The organism is Marivivens niveibacter, assembly GCF_002150005.2.
Lineage (GTDB): Bacteria > Pseudomonadota > Alphaproteobacteria > Rhodobacterales > Rhodobacteraceae > Marivivens > Marivivens niveibacter.
Genome location: NZ_MSPP01000002.1, coordinates 558255 through 566811, shown reverse-complemented (window position 1 = coordinate 566811; position 8557 = coordinate 558255). Strand labels below are relative to the sequence as shown.

Genomic DNA, 8557 nt, shown 5'->3' with positions numbered 1-8557 from the left:
CTTCAGAAGTCCCAACCGCGCCTCAGCGCCGCCGGTGAAGGGGGTTCTAAGGGGAGTGATGCATGGGCGCAAGCGGATTTTTGAAGAAAATCGAAAAAACTTTGAAAAACCCGAAAAAACGTATGTTTTCATATATTTATGAAATTAACGGTAAGTTTTTGGGTGCTTTTCGTTCTGTTTATTACCTCACAGATGCAGCCGCAGCATCCGTGAGGGTGTATAGATGCACAAGCGACGTAAATTCGGCCTGATTCACGCCCGTGCGCGTTGGAATCGGAACGGTTTGAATCGCACTGCCAAGAGCGCGATGATGACCGCAAGGTAGATGAACGGCTCTGCCGGCCAGCCTTTGACCAGCCATACATAATGAATGCCGCCCAGCAGAACTGCGGGATATGTCAGCTTGTGGAGTTTGCGCCAATTGGCGCCCATTGCGCGAATGCTGGCTTTGTTCGACGTCACAGCCAAGGGTATCAACAAAACGAACGCCGCCATGCCGATGGTCACATAAGGACGTTTTATGATTTCTTCGATCACACGAGACCACGCCCGCACGTCCAAGAATGCCCATACCGCCAAATGCGCCGTCGCAAAGAAGAACGCCGATAGCCCTATGGCGCGGCGGTATTTGATCAGGTTCACGCCGGTAAAGGTTCGCAGCGGCGTGATGACCAGCCCAGCGATCAAGAGTTTCAGCGCCAGTTCGCCATATTCCCGCTCTAACGCGTTAATAGGTTCGGGACCCAAGGCCCCTGTGAGGCCTTGGTAGAATTGAAACCCAGCGATCGCCACTGCCACTATATATATAGGCCAAGCGGGAACGCGGCGGGTCGCGCGGTTTATGCGATCAACAATCATCAGTAAAAGGTCGCCAAATCCATGCCTTCATACAGGCCTGCTACTTCGTCGTAGCCGTTGAACATCAGTGTGTCCTGACGGGCCGCGAATAGACCACCGCCGATTTTACGTTCGGTGGCTTGGCTCCAGCGCGGGTGTGATACGTTCGGGTTCACATTACTATAGAACCCGTATTCACGCGCGTTGATCAGATTCCATGTAGATGGCGGCTGTTCATCAACCAGCGAAATGCGGACGATCGATTTGATCGACTTGAACCCGTATTTCCACGGCACGACCAAACGGATCGGGGCGCCGTTCTGGTTTGCCATGGGTTCGCCATAGATACCTGTCGCCATAATGGTCAGCGGATGGCGAGCTTCGTCCAGGCGCAGTCCTTCGACATAGGGGAACGGGATCACATTGCGCTGTACGCCGATCATGTTTTCGGGCTGCACGACCGTTTCAAAGGCCACGTATTTCGCGCTCGACTGAACACCAACGCGGTCCAGAATGTCGGCCAGTTCGATACCATTCCATGGAACGACCATCGACCACGCCTCGACGCAGCGGAAACGATAGATGCGCTCTTCGACCGTTAGGCCGCCGATCAGATCATTCAGGCTGTATTCACCGGGGTTGTCGACCAGACCATCAACAGCGATCGTCCAGTTCGATGTATCGAGTTTGCCAGCGTTGCGGGCTGGGTCCTCTTTCCCTGTGCCGAATTCGTAGAAGTTATTGTAACTTTCGATGTCGGATTTGCTGTTCGGGGTCAGAGCGTCCTGCGCATAGGCGGACGATCCGACCAGACCGACGCCCGCAGCGCCAGCGATGATCTGGCGGCGGTTCAGCCACATTGATTTTGGGGTGACATCAGCGCGGGTTAAATCGTTCTTCCAGCGATAGGCCATTGGTTCCTCCGGAAATTGCTTTGATCATTATATAGGGCAATTTCCGGTTACAGGGCGTCACGATGCCGTTGGGTGGCTGTAACGGTCGAACAATTCATTCAGCGGCACTGATGTTCCATCAGGCTGAACGATCCGTACATGGCGCCGCCGCATTTTGCGTGGTTCGCTCACGCCGACGGAATGCGCGATGGTTTCCACGTCATGCACCATGTTTTGCGCATAGTTGCGAACGCGTTTCCATTTTTCTTCGGCAACCAGACCTTTTTGTAGGCGCGGATCGTGGGTGGTGATGCCTGTGGGGCAGGTGTTTTTGTTACACTTTAGCGCCTGAATGCAGCCCAGCGAAAACATAAACCCACGCGCTGCGGTCACAAAATCGGCGCCCGCGCACATTGCCCAAGCGACATCGGCAGGAGTTACCATTTTGGCGCTTGCGATCAGGCGTATGCGATCCTTTAATCCGGCGCTATCGCGCAAGGCGGACACGATTGGCAAAGCTTCGCGGATGGACATGCCGACGTGATCCATCAGGGGCATAGGCGATGCGCCTGTGCCGCCTTCGCCGCCGTCCAAGGTAATAAAGTCAGGCGCGCAATCAGGCCCGCGTTCGTTGATCAGGGCAAAGAGTTCACGAAACGCACCGCGTTCGCCAGCAACGGTTTTGATACCAGTTGGCAGGCCCGACACGTCACGCACATGACAAATGAAATCCAACAGATCATTCCAATCGTCGATTTCTTCATGGCGGTTGGGGGATAGGCTGTCTTGCCCCGACTCGATCCCGCGAATTTCAGCGATTTCGGGCGTGATTTTCGATGCCGGCAAAATGCCGCCTTTGCCCGGTTTGGCACCTTGGGCAAGCTTAATCTCGATCATCTTGACGCTGTCATGCATGGCAATGTTGCGCAGTTTTGCATCATCCAGCGATCCATCCGGCCCCCGCACACCGTATTTCGCGGTACCCATTTGGAAAACGATGTCGCATCCGGCCTCTAGGTGGAATGGCGACAACCCGCCTTCACCTGTGTTGATCCACATGTTTGCAGCCTTGGCTCCTTTCGACAGCGCCTGAACCGCAGGTTTGGATATCGCACCATAACTCATGCCTGAAATATTAAAGATCGACGGCGCCATATATGGTTTTGCCGCCGAAGGGCCGATCAGAAGACTTTCGGTTTTTGCGGATTGTTCATCCAGCGGGGGAAACGCCGCGTTGATGAAAATCGGTGTCCCGGGAAGCGTCAAGTTGCGGGTCGATCCAAAAGCAATCGTATTGCTCTTACCCTCAGAGGCGCGATGCACCCAATCGCGTTGGGCGCGGTTAAATGGCATTTCTTCGCGATCCATAGCAAAGAAATACTGGCGGAAAAATTCACCCAAGGTCGTGAACAAATGACGGAACCGTCCGATTACAGGATAGTTCCGTCTAATCGCATCGCCCGTTTGGGTGCGGTCGATCACGAACAGCACCGCAACCACCAATACTGCAACGCCCATCGCAACGATGAACGCTAATGCCAGCCACTCAAAGAACTGATTTGTGAATTGCGAAAACATTTGTACCCCCGTCGCGCATTTATCCCCGACCTAACACGAACGACGGCCAAGTAAACAAACGGCGGGCAAATCGCCCGCCGCTGTTTCGTCATTAATGCACGACTGCATCATCTGGTTTCGGTCGGTTCGTCCCGCCAACGCGGTCCCCGATGATCAAACCATCAGCACCAGCCGAAATGGTGATCGTATCACCATCTTTGACATCACCCGCCAACAGCATTTCTGCCAATTGGTTCTGTAGCGCGGTTTGGATCACACGCTTCAGAGGGCGAGCACCGAACACAGGGTCATACCCTTCGTCGGCCAGCCATTTGTGCGCGCCATCGTCCAGTTTGATCGTGATATTGCGACCCGCCAGACGTTTTTGCAGGCGGCCCAGCTGAATATCAACGATGCCATCCATGTCCGCACGGCCCAGACGATCAAAGATGATCGTTTCATCCAGACGGTTCAGGAATTCAGGGCGGAAATGAGCCCGCACCGCATCCATCACATCCCGTTTTGCCGATCCGCTGTCTGCGCCATCAGGCAACTGGCTGAGCGCTTGGGCGCCTAGGTTCGACGTCAGAATGATCAGCGTCTGTTTGAAATCGACCGTGCGCCCCTGACCATCGGTCAGAACACCATCGTCCAGAACCTGCAGCAGCACGTTGAACACATCTGGGTGCGCCTTTTCGACCTCGTCAAACAAGACCACCTGATACGGACGACGACGGACCGCTTCGGTCAGAACGCCACCTTCGTCATAACCGACATACCCAGGAGGCGCACCGATCAGACGCGAAACCGCGTGTTTTTCCATGAATTCAGACATATCAATCCGAACCATCGCGCTGTCATCGTCGAACAGGAATTCGGCGACCGCTTTGGTCAATTCAGTTTTACCGACACCCGTAGGCCCAAGGAACAAGAACGACCCAAGCGGGCGGTTTTCATCATTCAGACCCGCACGCGCACGGCGCACCGCGTTGGCCACAGCACGCACTGCCGCATTTTGACCGATCACGCGTTTATGCAGACCGTCCTCCATGCGCAGCAGTTTTTCGCGTTCGCCTTCCAGCATTTTGCTGGTTGGAATGCCCGTCCAACGTTCGACCACTTCGGCGATTTGTTCGGGGCGAACGGCCTCTTCGACCATTTGTTCGCCTTCATTCGCCTCTGCCTCGGCCACTTCGCGTTCAAGCTGGGGGATCACGCCGTAGGACAGTTCGCCCGCCTTGGCCAGATTGCCTTCGCGTTTGGCGATTTCCAGATCGGCGCGTGCCTTATCCAGCTTTTCTTTGACGACCCGCGCGCCTTCCAGCTTGTCCCGTTCCGACTGCCATTTGGCGGTCATCACGTCAGCCTTTTCCTGTAGGTCGGACAGTTCCTGTTCCAGTTTGACCAGACGATCCTTGGATGCGTCATCGTCCTCTTTCTTCAGGGCCTCCGCCTCGATCTGCATTTGCAGTATCTGGCGGTCTAGCGCGTCCAGCTCTTCGGGTTTGCTATCGACTTCCATACGCAGACGGCTTGCGGCCTCGTCCACGAGGTCGATTGCTTTGTCAGGTAGAAAACGATCGGTGATATAGCGGTGCGACAAGGTCGACGCCGCCACCAGCGCGCTGTCGGATATACGGACCCCGTGGTGAAGTTCGTATTTTTCCTTGATCCCGCGCAGGATAGAAATTGTATCCTCGACCGTTGGTTCGGACACCTGAATAGGCTGGAAACGACGGGCCAGTGCCGCGTCTTTTTCAACGTATTTGCGGTATTCGTCCAACGTGGTCGCACCAACGCAGTGCAGTTCGCCACGCGCAAGCGCAGGTTTGATCAGGTTCGCCGCATCCATTGCGCCGTCCGATTTACCCGCACCGACCAGAGTGTGCATTTCGTCGATGAACAGAATAATTTCACCGGCGGCGGCTTCGATCTCTTTCAGGATCGCCTTGAGGCGTTCCTCAAACTCACCGCGGTATTTCGCACCAGCGATCAGCGCACCCATGTCCAGCGCAAGCAGACGTTTGTTGCGCAGCGATTCAGGGACGTCACCATTGACAATCCGCAGGGCCAAACCTTCGGCGATGGCGGTTTTACCAACGCCAGGTTCACCGATTAGAACGGGGTTGTTTTTGGTACGGCGCGACAGGACTTGCATGGCACGGCGAATTTCTTCGTCGCGGCCAATGATCGGGTCGATCTTGCCTTGCTCCGCAGCCTCGGTCAGGTCGCGAGCGTATTTTTTCAACGCGTCATAGCCTTCTTCGGCATTCGCGCTGTCGGCGGTGCGACCTTTGCGGATGTTGTTGATCGCCATGTTCAGGCCCTGCGCCGTCACGCGGCCCGCATCCAGTGCGTCTTTGGCAGGGGATTTGACCATCGCCAGCGCCATCAGCAGACGTTCGACAGGTACGAAACTATCGCCAGCTTTCTCTGCCAGTTTTTCAGCCTCAGCCAAAACGCGGCCTGTGGTTTGATCCAGATAGGTCTGGCCAGCATCGCCCGATACTTTGGCGATTTTATTCACGGCCAAATCCACCGCCTCGATAACGCGGGCAGCGTCACCACCGGATTGATTGATTAGATTTGCTGCAAGACCCTGATCGTCGTCCATCAGCGCCTTTAGCAGATGTTCGGGCGTCAGCCGTTGATGGCTTTCGCGCATAGCAATAGTCTGAGCGGCCTGAATAAAACCGCGTGCACGTTCCGTGAACTTCTCCATGTTCATCGGTTTCTCCTTTTTACCTAAGCGCTTCGGGTAAAATCGACGCCCGCTTTGCAGCACGTCTTTGATCGAAGCCTCGATATCAAGATGGGAACAAGAACGACCAAACTCAAGGTTTTGAAATCGGGATTATGTAAAAAAAGACCCACCAAACGGTGGGCCTTGGGTTTCAGAAAAAATCGGCAATACGCTGAAAGAGCGAAGCTTTGGGAATATGCGCTGGCGGTTCAAACCTTTCGAGCAACGCAAACTCTTCATCGGTCAAAACACGATTCAAATATCGCCACGCTTTCATCTTTTCCGGATCAGTCAGATTGCGTTGGTGAAATTTGAAATCCAGCGGCGCATCCTTGGTCTTGGATCCTCCGCCTGCAGCTTGGTTCTTGTCGTACTGACCGCGGCTCTTGGCAGCCACTTCTGCCCACTGGCTCTCCATATCCGACAGACTGGGCACTGTTTTACCCTCGGCCGGCTCAAAGGACATAAGGTCAAACAACCGTTTCATTTCCGCAGGCGATTGGACCAAATCATTGTAGTAAAATACTGATTTGTCGTCTGTCGCAGCTTCTGTGAAAAAACGAATGTTGCCCGCATAGCATCGAAACTGCGGTAGCTTTTTATCGGCCATCCGAACGAACGCTTCTAGCGGGTCACGCAAAATCAAAGCAACCTTTCCACCCTGTGAGGATGCGGGATTGATCTGTTGCCACGCACCCGATGTGGATTTACGCGACCATGCCATCGCATCGTGCGAACGGACGAACACCGTTGCCGGTCGATCGCTTTTGTCGATCAAAGATGTCTTTCCGGGTGTCCGCTGACCGTAAAAATATTCGGTGCAGAACCTAACCCAGTTCAAACCACTGCGCGGGGCTGAAATCACAAAACGCTGCATCTTTTCCCTTATTTTGACGTGAAGCATAATTTTCAGACCCGTTCCCAGAACGCAAGCGCCCTTGACCGCCCAAACACAAAAGAGCATGGAGAGACCAACTTAGGAAAGGAATAAGCCATGTCCGACGACCGTTTGATTGTAGCCCTAGATGTCCCCAATGTTGTCCAAGGTTTGGACCTTGCTGACCGGCTAGGTGACAGCGTTTCGTTCTACAAAATCGGTCTGGGCATGCTGACGGGCGGCGGTCTGGCGCTGGCCAATGAACTGAAACAGGAACGCGGCAAACGCATCTTTCTGGATATGAAGTTTTTCGACATCGGCGCCACGGTCGAAAACGCTGTGCGCGGCATTGCGCAATATGATCTGGATTTCTTAACGGTCCACGGCGACCCCCACGTTGTCCGCGCCGCCAAAGAAGGCGCAGGCGGCAAAGACCTGAAAATTCTGGCAGTGACTGTTCTGACGTCACTGGACCGCACTGATCTGGATGCGTCCTGCTACAAAGACGGCACCGTTGCCGAACTAGTCACCGAACGCGCGGCCCGCGCGTTAGAGGCTGGCGCAGATGGCGTCATCGCATCCCCGCACGAAGCTGCCATGATCCGCGCCCTGCCCGAAGCAGAAGGCAAATTGATCGTGACCCCAGGCGTGCGTCCAGCCGGCGCAGCTCTGGGTGACCAAAAACGCGTTATGACACCGGCAGAGGCGATCCTGAACGGATCTGACCACGTGGTCGTTGGTCGCCCAATCTGGCAACACAGCGATCCGGCCGCCGCAGCGCGCGCAGTTGTCGCTGAAATCCAAGGCGCAAAGCCTCACTAACTCTGACTATCAGAGCCTTGAACACAATTTTTACGCAACCAAGGGAACTTGGACCAGAGTTTGCAGTTGTATAGATAACTGCTGATTAGAAAGGTCCCTTGGATGCCTAACATCTCTTTTGGACAAATTCGTTACAACGACGCCACCGGCAATTTCGAAGCCCGCGTCGACGTCCACCGCGGAGACCATGTGTTCCGCTATCCCTGTCAAATGAGCGCCCCACGCGAAATGGACGCTGAACAGGTCCGTTTTGGATTGGCCTGTCAGGCCCTGCGCATGTCCGACACCCCGAACCACCACTAAATTTGCATCCCGAACGGCTGTCCCTCCGTTTCGGTCCCAGCTGATTGTCGTTTGTCCCTTGCCGATCAGCTATCCCCCCTGCCCCTGACGCCTCCCCGCGTCGGGGGCTTTTTACAGGGTGGTAAGCGCTAGCCGCAGGCGGGTTTTAAGCTGCGGGATGACATAGGTATGTTCCAGAAACACTTCGATGGGCATGAATTCCCATCGCTGGCCTTCGTTGCCGAATTGGATGTCCTCATCCTGCAGCGCATCCCATAATGCGGCAAAGAAATAGACAGGCAGACCGAAATCATTGATTTGGCGGACGGAATAAAAAATGCGCTGTTCTGGTAAGGTCAGGCCAACCTCTTCGAACGTTTCGCGAGCCACCGTTTCAAAAGGTGTTTCGGCCCCTTGTCGCCCACCACCAGGCAAATCCCAATGGTTCGGCCACACGATATCGTCGCGATCATCACGCAAAATCGTCAATACATGACCACGGCGCAATATCGCACATTTCGCACCATCAAAATCTTGGTCGTACAT

8 protein-coding genes are annotated in these 8557 nt (G+C 54.7%); 2 read left to right on the top strand and 6 right to left on the bottom strand.

Annotated features, from left to right (window positions below; translation table 11 throughout):
• Positions 1–252: 252 nt before the first annotated feature.
• The 5 genes from msrQ to BVC71_RS15365 form a co-directional block, all read right to left on the bottom strand.
• Complete coding sequence (gene msrQ, locus BVC71_RS08695) at positions 253–858, bottom strand: protein-methionine-sulfoxide reductase heme-binding subunit MsrQ (protein ID WP_086451232.1); 606 nt, start codon at positions 856–858, stop codon at positions 253–255.
• Positions 858–1751: a protein-methionine-sulfoxide reductase catalytic subunit MsrP gene (gene msrP / locus BVC71_RS08690; RefSeq protein WP_086451231.1), complete on the bottom strand. Its 894-nt coding sequence runs from the start codon at positions 1749–1751 to the stop codon at positions 858–860. The genes msrQ and msrP overlap by 1 nt, the downstream gene beginning before the upstream one ends.
• Before the next feature lie 57 nt (positions 1752–1808).
• On the bottom strand, positions 1809–3308 hold the full coding sequence (locus BVC71_RS08685; protein WP_086451230.1) for an FMN-binding glutamate synthase family protein: 1500 nt from the start codon (positions 3306–3308) through the stop codon (positions 1809–1811).
• A gap of 91 nt (positions 3309–3399) precedes the next feature.
• The gene (gene clpB, locus BVC71_RS08680) at positions 3400–6015 is read right to left on the bottom strand and encodes an ATP-dependent chaperone ClpB (protein WP_086451229.1); all 2616 of its coding nucleotides are present in this window, start codon (positions 6013–6015) and stop codon (positions 3400–3402) included.
• 166 nt (positions 6016–6181) lie between these two features.
• Complete coding sequence (locus tag BVC71_RS15365) at positions 6182–6640, bottom strand: hypothetical protein (RefSeq protein ID WP_133064507.1); 459 nt, start codon at positions 6638–6640, stop codon at positions 6182–6184.
• A 384-nt stretch (positions 6641–7024) separates the two neighbouring features.
• Between BVC71_RS15365 and pyrF the strand changes: the two genes are divergently transcribed.
• Together pyrF and BVC71_RS08665 are read left to right on the top strand one after the other, a co-directional pair.
• Complete coding sequence (gene pyrF, locus BVC71_RS08670; RefSeq protein WP_086451227.1) at positions 7025–7729, top strand: orotidine-5'-phosphate decarboxylase; 705 nt, start codon at positions 7025–7027, stop codon at positions 7727–7729.
• 102 nt (positions 7730–7831) lie between these two features.
• Complete coding sequence (locus tag BVC71_RS08665) at positions 7832–8032, top strand: orotidine 5'-phosphate decarboxylase (protein WP_086451226.1); 201 nt, start codon at positions 7832–7834, stop codon at positions 8030–8032.
• A gap of 111 nt (positions 8033–8143) precedes the next feature.
• Here BVC71_RS08665 and BVC71_RS08660 read toward each other — a convergent pair whose 3' ends face one another.
• Positions 8144–8557 carry an NUDIX hydrolase gene (locus tag BVC71_RS08660; RefSeq protein WP_086451225.1) on the bottom strand — a complete coding sequence of 138 codons (414 nt, stop codon included), beginning with the start codon at positions 8555–8557 and terminating at the stop codon, positions 8144–8146.

Excerpts from the sequence above, each read along its gene's own strand:
- BVC71_RS08660 (WP_086451225.1), bottom strand. The coding sequence starts at position 8,557 with ATGTACGACCAAGATTTTGATGGTGCGAAATGTGCGATATTGCGCCGT.
- clpB (WP_086451229.1), bottom strand. The coding sequence starts at position 6,015 with ATGAACATGGAGAAGTTCACGGAACGTGCACGCGGTTTTATTCAGGCC.
- BVC71_RS08665 (WP_086451226.1), top strand. The coding sequence starts at position 7,832 with ATGCCTAACATCTCTTTTGGACAAATTCGTTACAACGACGCCACCGGC.
- BVC71_RS08685 (WP_086451230.1), bottom strand. The coding sequence starts at position 3,308 with ATGTTTTCGCAATTCACAAATCAGTTCTTTGAGTGGCTGGCATTAGCG.
- BVC71_RS15365 (WP_133064507.1), bottom strand. The coding sequence starts at position 6,640 with ATGGCCGATAAAAAGCTACCGCAGTTTCGATGCTATGCGGGCAACATT.
- pyrF (WP_086451227.1), top strand. The coding sequence starts at position 7,025 with ATGTCCGACGACCGTTTGATTGTAGCCCTAGATGTCCCCAATGTTGTC.
- msrQ (WP_086451232.1), bottom strand. The coding sequence starts at position 858 with ATGATTGTTGATCGCATAAACCGCGCGACCCGCCGCGTTCCCGCTTGG.
- msrP (WP_086451231.1), bottom strand. The coding sequence starts at position 1,751 with ATGGCCTATCGCTGGAAGAACGATTTAACCCGCGCTGATGTCACCCCA.